This window comes from Haloterrigena salifodinae, from assembly GCF_003977755.1.
Lineage (GTDB): Archaea > Halobacteriota > Halobacteria > Halobacteriales > Natrialbaceae > Haloterrigena > Haloterrigena salifodinae.
In genome coordinates, this window is record NZ_RQWN01000001.1 from 991,296 (window position 1) to 1,008,094 (window position 16,799).

A 16,799-nucleotide genomic window follows, 5' to 3' on the forward strand; every position below is an offset into this window, starting at 1 on the left:
CGATCACTCCTCGGCCTTAACGAGGCGCTCGCGGCCGATGAACCGAGGCCGCTCGTCGATCGCGAGGAAGTTGTCGACGTCCTTGCGGGCTTCCTTCGCCTTCCCGTTCTCGGGGTCGTAGTCGCGCGAGCCCTCGCTGCCCAGCGCGTCGTACAGTTTCTCGAGGTCCTCGAAGTAGAGTTCGGCGACGCCGTCGAACTCGGCGTTCTCGGGATCGGTCGGAATCACCGTGTTGTACTTCACGACGCCCTCGATCTCGCGGGCGATCGGGGTGTGGTTCTCCTGCCAGTAATCGACGAACTCCTCGTGGCTCATTCCCTCCTGTCGGACGAGAAACGCGGAGTGCTTGTAGAACCCGTCGGTATCGGCGTCGACCTCGTCCTTCTGGACGATCTCCTCGCCGATGAACCGCGGTCGCTCCTCGACCGCGAGGAAGTTGTCGACGTCCTCGCGGGCCTCCTTCGCTTTCCCCTTCTCGGGATCGTAATCGCGCGAGCCCTCGCTTCCCAGCGCGTCGTGGAGCGCCTCGAGGTCCTCGAAGTAGAGTTCGGCCAGGCCGTCGAACTCGGCGTGGTCCGGTTCGGTCGGCAACACCTGCTGGTAGCGAACCACTCCCTCGATCTCGCGGGCGATCGGGGTGTGGTTCTCCCGCCAGTAGTCGACGAACTCGTCGTGGGATAGGCCGTCCTGGCGAACCAGTAGCGCGACGTGTTTGTACATCACCGGCGTGTTTTCCGTACAGCGGCATAAATTGTGTGGGCTGTGTGCAGTACGCACGATAGCGGCAGTCGAATACGACCACTCGAGCGCGGACTCACTGCTTCCTCAGAGCGACTCGCCGCCGACGAACAACCGGTGGCCTGCCTCCCGGTGCTCCGCGTAGCCATCGTGGTACTCCATGAACTGGAGCAACGCACTGGTCGGATTCGACGGCGGGACGAACGCCTCGCTCCAGTGATCGAACGCAGCGTGATCGACGACCGAGACATCGTACGTTTCCAGAACGTCGACCGTCTGCTCGAGGTCGCCGACCTCGAGTGTGACGTGGTGGAGGCCGGAACCGCGTCGCTCGAGGAAGTCGGTCAGGAACGACTCCGAGCCGTCCTCGGGGGCGATGAGTTCGAGCCGGGAAGCGTCGCCGAGGACGTACGTCGCCCAGGTGAACGCACCGTACTCGCTGGACTCCTCGTGGATCTTCTCGCAGCCGAGGACGAACAGCAGTGCTTCGGCGTCGTCGATCGATTCGACGGCGATCCCGACGTGATCGACGCGCATCGCTGGCATCTCGGACATGCGGTGGAAACGACGGCCGACGCACATAGTTATTTGGTGCGTGTGGACGGTCACCGTGATCAACGGGATTATACCGCACCGGTAGAACAAAGTCGGCGGACGGCAACAGTATTGATGCATGATAACATTGGTCGAGTTTCTTGTCCGTAACGACGAGTACAGCCACGACGAATTCGTCGAACGGTGGCGGGGCGACCACACTGAGATGGCCAGCGAACTCCCCGGGCTGAAACGGTACAGCACGTCCGTTCCGACGGACCCCGACGACGCGGAGTACGACGGCGTCCTCGAGCTCGCGTTCGAGGACGGACGGGCCATGAACGAGGCGTTCGAGTCGGACGTCGGCCAGGAGGTCATGGACGACGCCGCGGAGTTCACCGCACCCGGCGCGGGGCCGCGAATGGTCGTCGAAGAGACCGTGCACGTGGACGCCGACGAATGACGACGACCGCGTCCGCACTCGTCGAGACGCTCGAAGACCTCGGCGTCGAGTACGTCTTTGGCTATCCGGGCGGCCGAGTCATCGAACTGCTCGATCACCTTCCCGAATCCGACGTGGACCTCGTCAGACCGCGCGACGAGCGCGAGGCGAGCGTCATGGCGGAGACCTACGGCCGGTTCACGGGACAGCCGGGCGTTCTCGCCGGACAGGGGCCGTGGATCGGCAGCCTCGGGATGATCGGTCAGATGGAGGCGCGACTGTCCTCGTCGCCGATGGTCGTGCTCACCGAAGCTTCCGAGCGCGGCGAGTACTCGACGCTAGCACCGTACCAGCAAGCCCGCGGGGATTACGGCGGGTTCAGCCTCCCCTCGATCCTCGACGGGGTATCCAAGGAGTGGTGGTTTCCGCGCACGCCGGTCGAAACCCTGCGCTCGACGCAGCTTGCGTTCAAACACGCCGTCGCCGGCCGTCCCGGTCCGACCGCGATCATCCTGGACGGCGACGCGATCACCGACGACGTTCCCGATGATCCCACGCCGACCGCGTGGGACGCCGCTTCCCAAACCCGGACGTGGGACGCCGCGCCGTCCGCGTCGGACGTTGCCGACGCCGTCGACGCGCTCGAGGGAGCGGAGCGGCCGGTGATCGTCGCGGGCAACGGCGTCCACGCCGCACAGGCCTACGACGAACTCGCGGCGGTCGCCGAGGCGTACGACTGCGTCGTCGTCACCTCGTATCTCGGCAAATCGACCTATCCCGAGACCGACGACCGCGCCGCCGGCGTCATAGGGTCGTTCGGGCACGAAGGTGCGAATCAGGTCGTCAGCGAGGCCGATACGTTGCTTGTCTCCGGCTGTCGGCTGAACCCGATGGACACGAACTGGCAGGCACCGGAGTTCATCCGGCCGGACGAGCAGACGATCGTCCACGCGGACGTCGACGCGCGCAACGCGGGCTGGGTCTACCCCGCCGACGTCGGCCTCATCGGCGACGCGAAAGAGAGTCTCGCCGCGCTCGCCGACGCCGGCGACGCGTCGAACGACTGGGCGATGGAACGCGCGGCGACGGCCGAAGAGTGGTTTACCGCCCCCGAGTGCGAGGACGACTCGACGCCGATCAAACCCCAGCGCGCCGTCACGGAGATCGAAGCGGTCGTCGACGAGGAGACGATCGTCACCGCCGACTCCGGCAACAACCGGTTCTGGCTGTTGTACTACCTGCAGACCCCGGCCGTCCGCACCTACTTCGGGAGCGGCGGCGTCGGGGGGATGGGATGGGCGAATCCGGCCGCGGTGTCGGCGGCGCTGACGACGGACAAGGACGTCGTCGCGGTCGCCGGTGACGGCGGCTTCTCGATGACGATGAACAGCGTCGAGACCGCCGTCGAATACGGCGTCGCGCCCACGTTCGTCGTCCTCAACGACACCAGCCTCGGGATGGTCCGACAGATGCAGAGCGAGGACGGCGACATCGCCGGCGTCGAATTCCACGACACGGACTTCGTGAAAGCCGCCGAGGCCTTCGGCGCCGTCGGGACGCGCACGACCGACCCCGAGGCGTTCGCCGCGGCGCTCGAGGACGGCAAGGCGGCCGACGTCCCTCACGTCATCGACGTGCGAATCGACCGCGAGGAGGACATGGCCGACACGCTGGCTTCTTCGTTTTACGAGTCGGTCGGGGGGCTCCACGAGTGATGACGCCTAACGGCTGCCCACGCGGCCGACCCGAACGATCACCAACCTATACGTGAACCATCGACATATTACAGACACATGAACGACACCGACGCTACCGTACTGGTAACCGGCGGAACCGGCTTCATCGGTTCCTACGTAGTACAGGACCTGCTCGAACACGGCCACGACGTCGTCGCGTACGACCTCTCGACGGACACGGAAATCCTCGAGAAACTCGGCGTCGCCGACGACGTCGAGGTTCGACGCGGCGACGTCTCCGAGTCGACCGACGTGATCCGTGCGGTCAAGGAGACGGGAACGACCCACATCATCCACCTCGCGGCGCTGCTGACGACGACGGCGCGCGAGAATCCGCGCGCGGCCGCCAACGTGAACGTCATGGGGACGAACAACGTCTTCGAGGCCGCACGCACGCTGGACGATCAGATCGAGCGCGTCGCGTGGGCGTCCTCGGCGGCGGTCTACGCCCCGCCGCACAACTACGACGCGGAGTGGATCGACGAAGACGAACTCGTCTATCCGGACACGCTCTACGGCGCGACCAAGGAGTACAACGAACACCAGGCCCGGGTCTACTACGAGGACTACGGCCTCGACCACGTCGCGCTCCGGCCGACGGTCGCCTACGGCCCCTACCGCGAGACCGGCGGCTCGGCGTTTCTCGCAAACATCATCGAGAAACCCGCCCTCGGAGAGTCCTACAGCGTCGAGTACGGTGATCAGGCGATCGACTGGCAGCACGTCGAGGACATCGCCCAGGCGTTCCGGAAGGCGGCGTTCACGCCCGAAGACGACTTGACGCAGCGAGTCTACAACGTCCGCGGCGTGCTCGCGACGGTCCGCGAAGCCGCAGAGACCGTCGAATCGATCGTGCCAGACGCCGACGTCGACGTCTCCGACGACGGCGAACTCCCCTGGACGCAGAACCTCGATATGACGAAAGCTCAAGAGGATCTCGAGTACGAGGTCCAGTACGATCTCGAGTCGGGCTTCCGGAAGTACATCAACGTCTTGCGCGACGAAGCGAGTCTCGACCCAGTCTAGTCCACCGTATTCGTCGATTTTGACTCAGTTTGACCCGTCCCCGCGCTCGAGGACCCGCTCGATCTCCGCCTCGTCGAGGAAGTCGATCAGGTTTGCGTCGCCGCCGCGATACGCTTCGAGTTCCGAGTCGCTCAGTTTGCGCTCGATCTCGCCGTCGTCGAGACGCGCCTCGAGCTGTTCGTCGATGTCTTCGGGATCGTAGCCGGGGATTGGCATGCTCGTTCGTAGCACGCGATTGATCTTATAGCCCGGTGGCCGTCGCCGATCGCCGCCAGCGGTACGATTTAGTGAGTCGCAGTGATACGTCACCGCATGACGTTCTACGAGCGCGACTTCATGGAGGGAACGCGCGGCACGCAGGCCGTCGACTGGGAGCAACGGATCGACACGCAGCGACTTCGAGAAACTCGAAAAGAACGAGCCCTCGAGCGCCTCCGGGAGACGGATCTCGGCGCGATGCTGCTCGTTTCGGACCCCAACATCCGGTACGTCACCGGACTGGCGATGACCGGCGGCAGCGGCGCAGACCACTACACGCTCCTGACCGAGAACGGCGACATCGTCCACTGGGACACTGCCGACCACGCGAGCAATCAGCGGTTCAACTGCCCCTGGCTGCACGACGTCCGCTACGCCTGTCCGGGACTCGGGAACGTTCCGCGGGCCTCGGGTAGCCCGTCGGCTCGGCAGTTCCTGCTCTCGACGATGGCCGAGACGGTCTACGAGGCCATGGAGGAGTACGGCGTCGCCGACGAGAAACTTGGCGTCGACGTCGGCAACCGAGGACTGCTCGAGGCCCTCGAGGATCGCGGTCTCGAGACCGACGTCGAGGCCTGCAACGCGATCATGGAGGACGCCCGAAAGGTCAAGACCGAAGACGAGATCGAGTGTCTGCGGATGGTCGCGTCGATCTGCGAAGCGGGATTCCAGACGATCAAAGACGCCGCGAAGCCGGGAATGCGCGAGACAGAAGTGTGGGGCGAGGCCGTCCGCGAACTGTGGCGCCACGGCGCGTTCGTCGGCGGCGGCTACCTCACCTCCGGGCCGAACACGTGGCCGAAACACCAGGCGAACACGACCGACCGGGCGATCCGGCCGGGGGATCTCGTCTACGCCGATTTCTATAATATCGGCTACCTCGGCTACCGGTCGTGTTACTACCGGACCTTCTCGATAGGCGAGCCGACCGACGAGCAGCGGAAGGCGTACGAGACGGCTCGAGACAACCTCTACGACGTGCTCGAGCGAATCGAACCCGGCGCGACGACCGACGAGATCGCCGAGGGGTTCCCGGACATGGAGGGCGAGCACGCCGACTATTACGACGCCGACGAGCACTGGCAGCTGACGACGAACCACTGGGCCCACGGGCTCGGACTCCAGCTGTACGAGGTGCCGCTGGTCTGGCGCGGCCTCTCGCCCGACTACCCCATCGAGATCGAGGAGGGGATGACGATGGCCGTCGAAACCCAGGAGCCGGCCGGTCGGCAGGGCGTTCGCGTCGAGGAGATGGTCGTCGTCCGCGAGAACGGCGTCGAAATCCTGAGCCAGTGGCCGGTCGAGGAGATCACCGTCATCGATCACTAGTCGCACCGGAACGGGTGTTTTCGTCGTGTGATCTATGAACAGAAGCGTGAGTCGTTCGTTTCGAGAACGAATGGCTCGAGAACACCACAATCCCATCCGCGGTGGCCTGCCCGACCAGTCGATACGGGTGGGAAGGAAAGGGGCTGGCGCGGTCGATCCCTCCCGGGCGCAGTAAGGACCACAGCGAAGCGAGGACCGCAGCAAGCCCCGGAGGGTCGAGCGTGCCAGGGGCTTTCGCGGTGGTCACATCGGCGACGCAACGAACGAATCCAAACCGGTACACAACCAGTTGCTGGCTCACCAACAATTAAGCCGATTCCACGTGATATCGGGCATATGAAACTCGGGACGGGCCTGTTCACCGCCCAGCAGCGGCCGGACGACGACCGCGAGGCGAGCGACCTGTACGACGAGGTACTCGCGTTGACCCGCGAAATCGAGGCCGCGGGACTCGACAGCGCGTGGGTCTCGGAACACCACTTCGCCGAGGACGGCTACCTCTCGGGAACGATGCCCGCGCTCGGGGCGATGGCCGCCGAGACGGACGACCTCGAGATCGGGAGCTGCGTCGCGCTCGGGCCGCTGTACGATCCGATCAGGCTCGCGGAGGACGCCGCGACCGTCGACCTCCTCTCCGAGGGCCGACTGACGCTGGGACTCGCGATCGGATCGAACCCGCACGAGTTCGACGTTTTCGACGTCCCGCGGGACGAACGGGCCGAGCGCCTCGCCGATCTCGTGCCGTTCCTCCGGGGCGCCTGGAGCGAGGGCGATCTCGGCTACGACTCCACGTTTCACGACGTGCCGACGGACATCTCGGTCACACCGAAGCCCGTCGACGGAACGGTCCCGATCATGCTCGGCGGCGGCGCGAAGCCGGCCGTCCGTCGGGCGGCTCGGATCGGCGACGCGTGGTGTGCCCCCTCAGCGCTCTCGGTCGAGGGCGTCCGCAAGCGCGTCGAGGACATCCGCCGCGTCCGGGAGGAGGAGGAGGGCCTCGAGGACGACTTCACGATCTACGTCCTCCAGCACGGCTGGGTCGGCGACTCCCGCGAAGACGCCTGGGAGGCGATGCGGGACGGCTACTTCTATCTCCAGCGGCGGTACGCGGAGATCTTCTCCGGCGAGTCCGTCGACGAACTCGAGGTCGAGCGCAAGCGGGAACTGAAAGAGCAGGCCATCTTCGGCACGCCGGAACAGGTCGTCGAGGAACTCGAGCGGTATCGCGAGGGGCTCGGCGACGACGTTCACTTCATCCTCCGGACGTACTACCCGGGCGTCGACACCGACGAGATGATCGACTGTGTCCATCGGCTCGGCGAGGACGTCGCTCCGGAACTCGAGTAGAACGGCCGGCCGGCTGGATCGACAGCCGGACGTGACGAAACGAAGTGCGGAGGGAACGCCCGGCGATCAGCCGGTCTTGTAGACCCCGCGCGCGTTGGCGATGTGCGTCCCGACGGCGTCGCCGTCTTCGGAAGACTCCCCGTCGTCTTCGGCGTAGACGTCAACGTCGACGACGCCGACGTCGCTCCCGCAGCGCACGACGTCGGCCTCCGCATAGAGGTCGCCGGTGCCGGCGTTGAGGTAGTCGATCCGCATATCGATCGTCGGGACGGGTTGCTCGACCAGCGAGACCAGTGCCGCGCCGCCGACGGTGTCTGCGAGCGTGAACGTGACGCCGCCGTGTGCCATCAACCGATCCTCGTTCCACGAGAGGTCCTCGCTCATCTCGAGGCGGCCCTCGGCGTGGCCGTCCTCGCAATCGGTAACGTCGATCCCGAGCAGGGAGGCGAACGGCATGCCCTCGAAGAAGGCTTCGATATCCATGCACGGTACTGTCTCACGAACCGTATTAAAAGTGGAGTCGGTGACGTCCATCGGGACGCGCTCGGCGCCGGCGGCGGACGCGGTCCGCTTCAGCGGTGGTCGTAGACGCGTTTCACCTTCCCGACCTCCGTTCGCTCGAGGGTTCCGGACTCGACCAACTCGAGTTCATCGGGAGTGAACGACAGCGCGTTCTGGAGTCGCTCGAGGATCTCGCTTCTGAGCCGGTCGCGGTCGCCGTCGAATCCGTCTTCCAGTTCGATCGTGAGCTCGAGGGTGTCGAGGTTCTCTTCGCGATCGAGATCGATGCGGTAGTAGGGCGCGACCGCCTCAAACTCGAGGACGACGGCTTCGATCTGACTCGGGTAGAGGTTGACGCCGCGCACGATGATGAGGTCATCTGCGCGGCCGGTGACGCCGTCCATTCGAACCATCGTGCGTCCACACGCACACTCCTCGGTGGTGAGCGTGGTGAGGTCGCCGGTGCGGTAGCGGAGCACGGGTAGGGCCTCCTTCGTGAGCGACGTGAGCACGAGTTCGCCCTCCTCGCCCTCCGGGAGGACCTCGCCGGTGCGGGGATCGACGACCTCAGGATAGAAGTGATCCTCCCAGATGTGCATCCCGTCCTGGGCCTCGTGGCACTCGACGGCGACGCCCGGACCGATCAGTTCGGAGAGCCCGTAGTTCTCGATACCGGTCGCATCGAGGCGCTCTTCGATCTCCTCGCGCATCGGTTCCGTACAGGGTTCGGCGCCGTAGAGCACCGTCGAGAGCGGCAGTTCGCGCGGATCGACGCCCATCTCCGCGGCGGTCTCAGCGAAGTAGAGCGCGTACGACGGCGTACAGCCGATCGCATCGCTCTCGAGGTCGCGCGCGAGTTCGACCTGGCGCTGGGTGTTCCCGCCGCTTGCGGGGATCACCGTCGCCCCGAACGTTTCGGCGCCGCCGTGAAAGCCGAGCCCGCCGGTAAAGAGCCCGTAGCCGTAGGCGTTCTGAAACGTCTCGCCCGGATCGAGGCCTGCGGCGTCCATCGACCGCGCCATCACCTCGTCCCATAGCTCGAGGTCGTTCTCAGTGTAGGCGACGATCTTGGGTTTGCCCGTCGTGCCCGAGGAGGCGTGAATGCGTCGGATGTCGGCGTCGTCGACGGCGAAGAGGCTGTCGGGATACTCGTCGCGGAAGTCCTCTTTCGTCGTGAACGGGAGCGTCCGGACGTCGTCGATCTGCTCGAGATCCGACGGCGCGACGCCGGCCTGGTCCAGGGCCTTTCGGTAAAAGGGGACGTTATCGTAGACGTACGCGACGATGTCGCGGAGTCGTTCGGATTGCAGTTCCCGCAGCTCCTCCCGACGAGTGTGCTGGATAGTCTCTGACATGGATCTTGCAGTTGATCACGGTATCGAATACCAAAATCCTTCGCTCGCCAACGCTTTCGAGGACCGATTACTCGAACTTCTCGAACGGTTGCTCGCAACTGTTGCAGTAGTGCATCGACCGGCAGAGCGACGGTCCTTTCGGGTGTTCGCGGATGGTATCCGTCGACTCGCAGTAGGGACACTCGGCGCCCTCCGCCGCTCCGCTGGTCGTGACGCTCGGATCGAGATCCCGTCTCATATGCTGAGTCCGAACTCCCTGAGGTCGTTTTTGCCTTGGTCGGTCACCATCTCGACGGTCCACTCCGGACTCCAGACGAGTCGCAACTCGACGTCCTCGACGCCGTCGACGGCGGCGACCGCGGCTTTGACCTCCTCTGTGAGCATGTCTCGAGCGGGACAACCCGAGTACGTCAGCGTCATGTCGACGGTCGCGATCCCGTCGGCGACGTCGACGCCGTAGAGCAGTCCGAGATCGACGATGCTGATCGGCATCTCGGGGTCTTCGATCCCGTAGAGGACGTCCCACACGTCGGCCGCGAGGCCGGTCGCGTCGTCGCCGGTCGCGGGGAGGTCGGCCGTCGACTCCCCCTCGCGGTAGTCGGTGTAGGCACAGGGCGTGGCGTCGGTGTCGTCCGGAATATTGCTACTCATTACTCTGGTTTGTCCATGATTCTGGTCGTCTCGGTGCGCCCGAGTTCGCGGTAGGTGTGGGTGAATTCATCGTAGAGGTCGAACCACGCGTCGGTGTGGGTCCCGTCGCGACCGCGCTCCTCGGGGAGCATGTCCTCGGTCACTTCGAACGCGAACTCGTCGGTATCGCCGCCCGCGCGCCCGTCCACCGGTAGCTCGAGGTCGAGCGACTCGAGGTACGGGACGACGATCGACAGCCACTCTTCGCCGAGTTCCTCGAGGGTCGCGTCGCGAAGCCCGAGGTCGACGATATCGTCTTCGACGTCGGGATCGACGGGTTCGAAGAGCGTAAACGCGTACGGGAACAGCCGATCAAGCGCGTCCTGCAGGCGTTCGCGACCCTCGCCGCCGTCGGCGAGCCGCTCCAGCCAGTTCTGGGCGTGCTCGAGGTGGTACTCCTCCTCGCTTCGGATCTTGCCGACGCGGTCGGCGATCTTCGGGTGCGCGGAGTCGACGAGCGCCTCGAGCCGGAGGTCCTCGGCGACGTCGTAGAGGTACGATCGGAGGACGGCGTCGGCCCAGTCGCCCTCCTCGTAGGGGAGTTCGACCAGCGTACTGTGCCGGAAGTCGCCGGGATCGCGCTCGTAGACGAGGTCTCGCTCCTCGAGGCCGATGTCGCCGAGGACGTCGTACCACAGGCGGGCGTGGCCGAGTTCGTCCTGGGCGTTGTTCGCCAGCGCGAGGTCCGACTCGAGGCTGGGCGCGCGAACCTGCCACTCGGTGTAGCGCTCGGCCAGCACGAACTCGTCGTCGGCCAGCCGCTTCAGCAGCGTCTCGAGAGCCGTCCGCTCGCGCTCGTCGAGTTCGTCGGGGTTCTCGAGGTTCGCCGCCATCAGTCGTCACCCCGCTGTCGTTCGGCGGTCGCCTGTTCGTCTTCGGACTCGACGACCTCGCTCGCGTCTTTCCCGGTCGTGTTGTACGCGGTCGCCCACCGGTAGCTCTTGTCGGTCGTCCCGCCGAACGCGACGTCTTCGGAGTCGATCTCGCCGATCTCTTCCCGTGGGACGACCCAGAGGCTGTTGGTCGGCTTGCGCCGACCGTGTTGGATGGCCGCGAACTGCTTGGCCATCTCGCGGTCCGACGCGTGGACGTTGCCGCAGTGCGTGTGATACCGGCCGGTTTTCTCCTGGCGGAATACTTCCCAAATCATGGTCAGTCGGCCGCCTGCGGCGCGTGGCCGCCGGCGGCGGAAGCGTCTCCTTCGATCGCGTCACGGACCCACTGAACGGCCTCCTGTGCGGCCTTGCGGCCGTTGATCTGATCCAGACCGGGTTCGTAGTCGTTCTTTGCGATCGTGAAGAACTCATCCCAGTCGAGATCGTCCTCCGCGACCTCGTAGGTGACGTCGTCCCGCTCGCGAATCCGGGGCTCGTCGGGGATCTCGAGGCCGTACTTTCGGGCCTTGGGGATGTACTGATCGAGGAACGCGTTGCGCAGTTGGTCGTTGGACTGCTGTTTGAGCCCCACCGAGGCCGCGAAGTCGTGGTGGGTGCTCTTGTCGTCGGTCGGACCGAAGAACTGGATGATGCGGGGCCACCACTCCTCGAAGGCCTCTTGAGTCATCCGCTGTTCCTTCTTCGACCCCGACATGAGTTCCGCGAGGATGTCCTCGCCGTGTTTGACGTGGAACCCCTCCTCGAAACATACCTTGTCCATCGCGTGGGCGTACGGCTCCCAGCTGGTCCGTCGGAGCGTCGCCTGACGACGCATCGCCGCGCCGTCGACGAAGAAGGCGATCATCGGCGTCTCGACCCAGTTCTCCATCGGATAGTGGAAGCAGTTCAAGAACTTCCCGTCGCCGTTCGCGAGGTCGTCTAACATCTCCTCGCGCGTCTTGACGCCCAGCGACTCGGCGGCGCGGTAGAGCAGCTGTCCGTGGCCGATCTCGTCTTGCACCTTCGCGGAGAACGCCAGCTTGCGATCGATGCTCGGCGCCTGGCGGATGAACGGGCGCTCGAGGTACGCGCCCATGATCTCGCTGTTCGCGTGGAACTCGATCATCCGCGTGGCCGCTTTCCGGTACTCCTCGGGGAGGCCGTCGGCGGGGCTGAACTCCCGCGGCCCCGCGCGTTCTTTCGCTGTTTCCAGGTCCATCGTTTCATCCGAATGAACGCTGGATAGACCCTTAGGGGTTAACCGCCGTATAACGCGGTTTTAAATACTGGTGGGTGGTAACGGGGAACATATCTCGGTATGATCGACGAATGTCTCGCGGTCGAATTCCGCGTTCAGAACGACGATTGTCCGCTTGCGGAGGCGACGCGGGAAGTCGACGTCGAGATCGGTGCGCAGCCGCCACAGCACCGCAGCGACGGCTACGATCTCCTCCAGTTCAGTTCGCCCAAGAGCGACCGGCTCACTCAATTACTCGACGACGACGACCGAATCTCGTACCTGCACGTCTCGCGGACAGACGGGCGCTATCGGTACCGCTGCCTGTCGAAAGAGCCCTGTGTCGTCCACCGACTGATCGACGGCGGACTCATCGTCGAGACGCTGCGATACCGCGACGGCGCAGCGATGATTTTCGGCGCGGTCGTCGGTCGCGACGTCCTCAAGGGCGTCATGGAGGCCGCCGGCGAGACCGTCGGGGTCACGCTCGAGCGCGTCTATCCTCTGCAGGCCGAAGCGAAGGAATCCCCCGGTCACCGATGGGACCTCACGCCGGCCCAAGAGGAGTGTCTTCGGACGGCCCTCGAGATGGGGTACTTCACCATCCCCCGGAACGCCTCGTCGGAGGCGGTCGCCGACGAGCTCGGGATCAGCAAATCGGCGTTTCTCGAGCGGCTCCGACGCGGCGAGGCGGCGCTGTTTCGCCAGATCTTCAGCTGAGAGTCCGCCGCTAGATACTTTTACCTCCGTATCGGTGTGATACCGTATGGCAGACATCGAAACGGTTCGCCGGCGCATCGAGAGCGACGCCTACTGCGAGACCCTCGGAATCGAACTCGTCGACCTCGAGCCGGGAGCCGCGAGCACCCGCCTCGAAGTGAGCGAGGAGTTGACGAACTTCCACGGCACGCCCCACGGCGGGGCGATCTACTCGCTGGCCGACGCGGCCTTCGCCGCGGCGTCGAACTCCTACGGGGAGACCGCGGTCGCACTGGAGACGAACGTCTCGTACCTCGAAGCCGTCGAGGTCGGCACTGTCCTCACCGCGACCGCGGCGGAGACCCATGGCGGCGGTCGGACGGCCGAGTACGAGGTCGTCGTCACGGACGGGGCCGACGATCGAATCGCGACGTTTCGAGGACGCGTCTACAAACCGTGACTGGCCGTCGACTCGAGGCCGACGAGACGAAATCGCTGTGGACGTATCTCCGTAGAAAGCGCGTCCGCACGTCGATTACGCGGTGACGCCTAGATACCGATCGAGGATCTCGTCGTTCGCCTCGAGATCCTCGGCGGTCCCCTCGTAGACGATCTCGCCCTGGTTGATGACGTAGTTCCGGTCCGCGAGCTCGAGGCAGACGTGGACGTTCTGCTCGACGAGCAAGACGGTGATACCCCGGTCGTTGAGTTCGCGAACGATGTCCATCACGTCCTGAACGATGTACGGCGCGAGCCCCTCAGTCGGCTCGTCGAGCAGGATGAGATCGGCGCCGCCGACGAGCGCGCGGGCGATTGCCAACATCTGCTGTTCGCCGCCGGACAGGGACGAGCCGGCGTTCTCCGTCCGCGCGTTCAGGTTCTCGAACATCTCGAGGGCTTCCTCGATCGACAGCGAATCGACGTCCGAGGCGCCGCCGTAGTCGGCGATCTGCAGGTTCTCCTGAACGGTCAGTTCGGGGAAGATCTGGCGCTCCTCGGGGACGAGCGCGAGCCCGCGCGTGACCGTCTCCGTCGCGTCGAGCGTCGAAATATCCTCGCCTCGATAGCGGACGGCGCCGCTCGTCGGAGTGAGAATGCCCATGATCGTCCGCAGCGTCGTCGTCTTGCCGGCGCCGTTGCGGCCCACCAGCGAGACGATCTCGCCTTCGTCAATCGAGAGCGATAGCTCGCGAAGCACCTGCGTGTCCCCGTATCCCGCATCGATCGCGTCGACCGAGAGCAGCGGTTCGGCGCTCATTCCATCATCCCCCCGAGATAGGCGTCCTGGACGTCCTGATTCGCGGCGATTTCGTCGGGCGTCCCCTCCGCGAGGATCTGCCCGCGATTCAACACGGTGATGCGGTTAGAGAGTTCCATGACGAGTTCGATGTCGTGTTCGATGAGCAGCAACGTCTGGTCGACCAGCACGTCTTCGATCAGTTTGATCGTCTCCTGGGTCTCCTCGACGCTCATGCCGGCGGTCGGCTCGTCGAACAGCACCAGGTCGGGTTCGGTCGCGAGGACGACGCCGATCTCGAGGCGTCGCTTGTCGCCGTACGCGAGCGCGTTCGCCTCCTCGTCGGCGACGTCGCTCAGTCCGATGCGCTCGAGGATCCGGTCGGTCCGGTCGTTCATCCCCTTGTACCGGTCAGTCGGTTTGAACAGCGATTCGACGAACCCGTACCGATCGCGGTCGGTCGACTGGGCCGCCAACCTGACGTTCTCGCGGACGCTGAGTCCGCCGAAGATATTCGAGATCTGGAACGAGCGGCCGATGCCGCGGCGGACGCGTTCCGCTGGCGAGAGCATCGTGATATCCTCGCCGTCGAAGTAGATCCGCCCGTCGGTGACTGGCAGTGCGCCGGTGACGAGGTTGAACAGCGTGGTCTTTCCCGCGCCGTTCGGGCCGATGATACTGCGGAACTCGCCGCGTTCGACCGTCAGATCGACGCGATCGGTCGCGGTGAACTGCCCGAATTTCTTGACCAACTCGTCCGTTCGGAGGATCGTCTCGTCCGCGACTCGCTCGTCCGTTTCGACCGGTTCCGTAGCCATCAGTCGTCACCTCTCATGTGCGAGTCGTCCGGCGCCGGTTCTGCACCCGGACCGGAGTCCCTCGTCACGAGGGGTTTGAGCCGCGCCGGAAGCGAGACCAGTCCGCGCGGGAGGAAGATCACGAACAGGAGGAAAATCGTCCCGAGCACCAGTCGCCACCGCGGCGTGAAGCCGGTGAGGATCTCCTCGAGGCCGAAGAACACGGTCGATCCGACGATCGGTCCGTAGAGCGTCCCCATCCCGCCGAGGATGACCATCACGATCACCTCGCCGGAGTGGAGCCAGTAGGCGAACGACGGCGCCGCGTACCCCGAGTTGAGCGTGAAGAGTCCGCCGGCCAGACCGGCCAGCGCCCCGCTGACAACGAACGCGCGGCGTTTGTACCGCGTCGTCTCGTAGCCGAGGAACGTCGCTCGCTGTTCGTTCTCGCGGATCGACTTGAGGACCGACCCGAACGGCGAGTTGAGCATTCGTCGGGTGAGGAGGAACGACCCGATCAGGGCTGCCAGCGCGATGTAGTAGAACAGCGACTGCCCGGTCAGGGCGACCGGACCGAGGAAGAGTCCGATCTCGTCGAGCGCGATTCCCACCCCGGCGATCCCGTAGTACGTCGAGATGCCGAACAGCCCCTCGGAGCCGCCGGTGATCTCGAGTCGGTACAACATGTTGTAGAACAGTTCGGCGAAAGCGAGGGTGATCATCGCGAAGTAGACGCCGGAGACGCGGATCGAGAGGTAGCCGACGACCCACGCGATGGCTGCGGAAATGACGATCGCGAGGCCGATCGCGACGAACGCCGACTGACTCACGTGTAGTAACGCGATCGCGACGGCGTACGCGCCGAGCCCGTAGAACAGCGCGTGACCGAGCGAGACCAGTCCGGTGTACCCCATCACGAAGTCCAGACTGAGCGCGAACAGCGCCCAGACGAGGATCTCGATCGCGAGCGTGACCGTATACGTCGAATAGAACGTCCCCGCCCCGAGCGGGAGCAGGGCGAGTAGCCCGACCGCCGCGAGTCCGACCCACTTGCGGGTCCGATCGTCGAGGACGCCGCCGGACCCGGTCAGCAGTTCGCCGCCCTCTTCTTCCATCTCGACGCCGAACAGTCCGCGGGGCCGGACGAGGAGAATACCGATCATCAGCAGGAAGATCACCGTTCCCTCGAGGATCGGCGCGTACGTCCGCAGGAGCGTCTGAATGATGCCGACGAGGAGTCCGCCGGCGACGGCCCCCTTGAAGCTGCCCAGGCCGCCGAGGACGACGATGACGAACGCCGGAATGATGACCGACATCCCCATCTCGGGGCTGACCGTTTGGTAGCCGCCGAGGATGATCCCGGCGACGGCGGCGAGCGCCGCCCCCATTCCGAAGACCAGCGAGTAGTAGCGGTCGATATCGATGCCGAGGTTCCGGACCATCTGCCGGTCCTGGGAACCCGCGCGAATGATCAGACCGTACTTCGTGTGCTCGAGCATCGCCCAGACGGAGAGCGCCATCGCGGCGCCGAAGACGATGACGAATACGTTGTACACGCTGGCGTTGAGTCCGACGACATCGATCGTTCCTGAGAGGATCGCCGGGGTCGGGAGATTGACGTTGCCGGGCTCCCAGATCAGGTAAATCAGGTCGTTGATGACCAGCACCAGCCCGAACGTCAACAGAATGTGGTACAGCGGGTTCCGTCCGTACAACGGTCGCACCGTAAACCGTTCGATCGCAACGCCGAGGATACCGACGAGCAGCGGTGCGACGAACAACGCGGCGAAAAACGCCGTTCCACCGAACGGCGCGATCAGCGCCAGGGCGAAGTACGCTCCCAGCGCGAACAGTTCGCCGTGAGCGAAGTTGATGACGTGCATGACGCCGAAGATGACCGACAGGCCGGCGGCTAAGAGGACGTATACCACGCCGATCGTCAACCCGTCCACCAGTTGTTGTAAGATTCCAGCGACCATTGGTTATCGAGCGGTGTTC

20 protein-coding genes are annotated in these 16,799 nt (G+C 65.0%); 7 read left to right on the forward strand and 13 right to left on the reverse strand.

All coding sequences use genetic code 11. The features are described 5' to 3' along the window. Positions 1 to 3: 3 nt before the first annotated feature. On the reverse strand, positions 4 to 720 hold the full coding sequence (locus tag EH209_RS05050) for an EthD domain-containing protein (RefSeq protein ID WP_126661827.1): 717 nt from the start codon (positions 718 to 720) through the stop codon (positions 4 to 6). A gap of 105 nt (positions 721 to 825) precedes the next feature. Beyond that, positions 826 to 1,293, reverse strand: a complete 468-nt coding sequence (locus tag EH209_RS05055) for a VOC family protein (RefSeq protein WP_126661828.1) — start codon at positions 1,291 to 1,293, stop codon at positions 826 to 828. Positions 1,294 to 1,411: 118 nt separating this feature from the next. Here EH209_RS05055 and EH209_RS05060 point away from each other — a divergent pair, with 118 nt between their 5' ends. From EH209_RS05060 to EH209_RS05070, 3 genes are all read left to right on the forward strand, one after another. Continuing rightward, positions 1,412 to 1,735 (forward strand): EthD family reductase, encoded by a 324-nt coding sequence (locus tag EH209_RS05060; protein ID WP_126661829.1) that lies wholly within the window; start codon positions 1,412 to 1,414, stop codon positions 1,733 to 1,735. Beyond that, positions 1,732 to 3,429, forward strand: coding sequence for a thiamine pyrophosphate-binding protein (locus tag EH209_RS05065; RefSeq protein ID WP_126661830.1), 1,698 nt, complete (start codon positions 1,732 to 1,734; stop codon positions 3,427 to 3,429). The genes EH209_RS05060 and EH209_RS05065 overlap by 4 nt, the downstream gene beginning before the upstream one ends. Before the next feature lie 78 nt (positions 3,430 to 3,507). Continuing rightward, the gene (locus tag EH209_RS05070; RefSeq protein ID WP_126661831.1) at positions 3,508 to 4,476 is read left to right on the forward strand and encodes an NAD-dependent epimerase/dehydratase family protein; all 969 of its coding nucleotides are present in this window, start codon (positions 3,508 to 3,510) and stop codon (positions 4,474 to 4,476) included. A gap of 24 nt (positions 4,477 to 4,500) precedes the next feature. Here the strand turns inward: EH209_RS05070 and EH209_RS05075 are convergent, their stop codons facing one another. Beyond that, positions 4,501 to 4,692: a hypothetical protein gene (locus EH209_RS05075; protein ID WP_126661832.1), complete on the reverse strand. Its 192-nt coding sequence runs from the start codon at positions 4,690 to 4,692 to the stop codon at positions 4,501 to 4,503. A 96-nt stretch (positions 4,693 to 4,788) separates the two neighbouring features. Here EH209_RS05075 and EH209_RS05080 point away from each other — a divergent pair, with 96 nt between their 5' ends. Further along, complete coding sequence (locus tag EH209_RS05080; RefSeq protein WP_126661833.1) at positions 4,789 to 6,063, forward strand: M24 family metallopeptidase; 1,275 nt, start codon at positions 4,789 to 4,791, stop codon at positions 6,061 to 6,063. A gap of 336 nt (positions 6,064 to 6,399) precedes the next feature. Next, positions 6,400 to 7,410 (forward strand): LLM class flavin-dependent oxidoreductase, encoded by a 1,011-nt coding sequence (locus tag EH209_RS05085; RefSeq protein ID WP_126661834.1) that lies wholly within the window; start codon positions 6,400 to 6,402, stop codon positions 7,408 to 7,410. A gap of 66 nt (positions 7,411 to 7,476) precedes the next feature. Here the strand turns inward: EH209_RS05085 and EH209_RS05090 are convergent, their stop codons facing one another. The 7 genes from EH209_RS05090 to paaA form a co-directional block, all read right to left on the reverse strand. Then, a complete protein-coding gene (locus tag EH209_RS05090) occupies positions 7,477 to 7,893 on the reverse strand; it encodes a PaaI family thioesterase (protein WP_126661835.1) in 417 nt (138 codons plus the stop codon). A gap of 89 nt (positions 7,894 to 7,982) precedes the next feature. Then, on the reverse strand, positions 7,983 to 9,266 hold the full coding sequence (gene paaK / locus EH209_RS05095) for a phenylacetate--CoA ligase PaaK (RefSeq protein ID WP_126661836.1): 1,284 nt from the start codon (positions 9,264 to 9,266) through the stop codon (positions 7,983 to 7,985). Positions 9,267 to 9,333: 67 nt separating this feature from the next. Further along, the gene (gene paaE / locus EH209_RS23905) at positions 9,334 to 9,504 is read right to left on the reverse strand and encodes a 1,2-phenylacetyl-CoA epoxidase subunit PaaE (protein WP_164721998.1); all 171 of its coding nucleotides are present in this window, start codon (positions 9,502 to 9,504) and stop codon (positions 9,334 to 9,336) included. Further along, positions 9,501 to 9,917 (reverse strand): 1,2-phenylacetyl-CoA epoxidase subunit PaaD, encoded by a 417-nt coding sequence (paaD, locus tag EH209_RS05100; protein WP_126661837.1) that lies wholly within the window; start codon positions 9,915 to 9,917, stop codon positions 9,501 to 9,503. The genes paaE and paaD overlap by 4 nt, the downstream gene beginning before the upstream one ends. Continuing rightward, complete coding sequence (gene paaC, locus EH209_RS05105; protein ID WP_126661838.1) at positions 9,917 to 10,789, reverse strand: 1,2-phenylacetyl-CoA epoxidase subunit PaaC; 873 nt, start codon at positions 10,787 to 10,789, stop codon at positions 9,917 to 9,919. Before paaC ends, paaD begins: the two co-directional genes overlap by 1 nt. After that, a complete protein-coding gene (paaB, locus tag EH209_RS05110) occupies positions 10,789 to 11,106 on the reverse strand; it encodes a 1,2-phenylacetyl-CoA epoxidase subunit PaaB (protein ID WP_126661839.1) in 318 nt (105 codons plus the stop codon). The genes paaC and paaB overlap by 1 nt, the downstream gene beginning before the upstream one ends. A 2-nt stretch (positions 11,107 to 11,108) precedes the next feature. Further along, positions 11,109 to 12,050 carry a 1,2-phenylacetyl-CoA epoxidase subunit PaaA gene (paaA, locus tag EH209_RS05115; protein ID WP_126661840.1) on the reverse strand — a complete coding sequence of 314 codons (942 nt, stop codon included), beginning with the start codon at positions 12,048 to 12,050 and terminating at the stop codon, positions 11,109 to 11,111. A gap of 99 nt (positions 12,051 to 12,149) precedes the next feature. Here paaA and EH209_RS05120 point away from each other — a divergent pair, with 99 nt between their 5' ends. Together EH209_RS05120 and EH209_RS05125 are read left to right on the forward strand one after the other, a co-directional pair. After that, the gene (locus tag EH209_RS05120) at positions 12,150 to 12,788 is read left to right on the forward strand and encodes a helix-turn-helix domain-containing protein (protein WP_126661841.1); all 639 of its coding nucleotides are present in this window, start codon (positions 12,150 to 12,152) and stop codon (positions 12,786 to 12,788) included. Positions 12,789 to 12,834: 46 nt separating this feature from the next. After that, complete coding sequence (locus tag EH209_RS05125) at positions 12,835 to 13,227, forward strand: PaaI family thioesterase (protein ID WP_126661842.1); 393 nt, start codon at positions 12,835 to 12,837, stop codon at positions 13,225 to 13,227. Positions 13,228 to 13,302: 75 nt separating this feature from the next. Here EH209_RS05125 and EH209_RS05130 read toward each other — a convergent pair whose 3' ends face one another. The 3 genes from EH209_RS05130 to EH209_RS05140 are packed head-to-tail and all read right to left on the reverse strand — an operon-like array spanning position 13,303 to position 16,780. Continuing rightward, on the reverse strand, positions 13,303 to 14,025 hold the full coding sequence (locus tag EH209_RS05130; RefSeq protein WP_126661843.1) for an ABC transporter ATP-binding protein: 723 nt from the start codon (positions 14,023 to 14,025) through the stop codon (positions 13,303 to 13,305). Beyond that, entirely contained in the window at positions 14,022 to 14,822 is an 801-nt protein-coding gene (locus EH209_RS05135; RefSeq protein ID WP_126661844.1) for an ABC transporter ATP-binding protein, read from the reverse strand. The genes EH209_RS05130 and EH209_RS05135 overlap by 4 nt, the downstream gene beginning before the upstream one ends. Continuing rightward, entirely contained in the window at positions 14,822 to 16,780 is a 1,959-nt protein-coding gene (locus EH209_RS05140; RefSeq protein WP_126661845.1) for an ABC transporter permease, read from the reverse strand. Before EH209_RS05140 ends, EH209_RS05135 begins: the two co-directional genes overlap by 1 nt. Between the last annotated feature and the right edge of the window lie 19 nt (positions 16,781 to 16,799).